At 72.5% G+C, this 1,304-nt stretch carries 1 protein-coding gene; it reads right to left on the minus strand.

Annotated features, from left to right (window positions below):
* Nucleotides 1-1,304 (minus strand): polyketide synthase dehydratase domain-containing protein (locus ACWF9Z_RS36690; protein WP_453609965.1); only part of this gene is annotated, 1,304 nt, incomplete at both ends.

The raw sequence follows: 1,304 nt of genomic DNA on the forward strand, positions 1-1,304 counted from the left end.
GTGCGGGTCAGGACCGCGTGGGTGTGCGCGGGGTCGGTGGTGGTGGAGGGTTCGATGGTGAGCAGGACGTGGGCGTGCGCGGGCACGGTGTCCAGTTCGGCGTGGACGGGCACGTCCTCCAGGCCGAAGGTCTCGGTGCCCAGAACCACCGGGTCACCGAAGGCGGTGGCCTCGGAGCCCGGGTTGTTGGTGGGGGTCCAGGTGAGTTGGTAGAGGTCGTTGACGGCGGGTGTGGTGGCGGCGAGCTGGTCGGGGGTGATCTCCCGGACGGTCAGCGACTCCACGCCGATGACGGGCGTACCGGCCGGGTCGGTGGCGTCGAGGGCGTACGTGTTCTCACCGGTGGCCTGCCAGTGGACGCGCAGGCTCGTCGCGCCGGTGGCGTGCAGCGCGACACCGCTCCACGCGAACGGCAGCAGGACAGGCGGCTTGACCTCACGGTGCGTGGTGGAGGCGTCCTCTTCGGTGGACAGCAGCGTGTGCAGGGCGGCGTCGAGGAGCGCCGGATGCACGCCGAAGCCAGTGGTACCGGTGTCGTCTTCGGGGAGGGTGATCTCGGCGTGCAGGTCGCCGTTGCCGGTGCGCCAGGCGGTGTGCAGGCCCTGGAACAGCGGGCCGTACTCGTAGCCGCGCTCGGCCAGGCGGTCGTAGAGGCCGTCGAGGTCGATCCGCTCGGCGCCGGCCGGCGGCCACGCGCCGGTGGTGGGCGCGGGTGTGGTGGCCTGGATGGTCAGGCGGCCGGTCGCATGACGAACCCAGGCGCCCTCGCCGTTCCCGGCGCGGGAGTGCACGGCGAGGGCGAACCCCTCGCTCTCGTCCGGACTCACCGTCACCTGCAGGTGAACGCCCTCGGCCTCGGGGATGGTGAGGGGCGTATGGAGGGTGAGGTCTTCGAGGTGTCCGGCGCCGAGGTGGTCACCGGCGGCGATGGCGAGGTCGACGAACGCGGTGCCCGGCAGGATGACGTTGCCGAGGACGGCGTGGCCGGCCAGCCAGGGCTGCGCGGTGCGCGACAGCCGGCCGGTGAACACCGCACCGCCCTCACCGGCCAGGTCGACGGCGGCTGCGAGGAGACCGTGCGAGGTGATGCTCTGGCCCAGGCCCGTCGGGTCACCGGTGACGGCGGGCGCGTCCAGCCAGTACCGGCGGCGCTGGAACGCATACGTCGGCAGCTCGACCGCACGGCCGCCCACCAGACCCGGTGTCTGCTCCCAGTTGACGGGGGTGCCGGTGGTCCACAGGTGTGCGAGGGCGGCCAGGAATGTTTCGTCCTCGGGCTTGTCCTTGCGCAGTGCCGCGACCGC

Source organism: Streptomyces sp. NPDC054961, assembly GCF_053609145.1.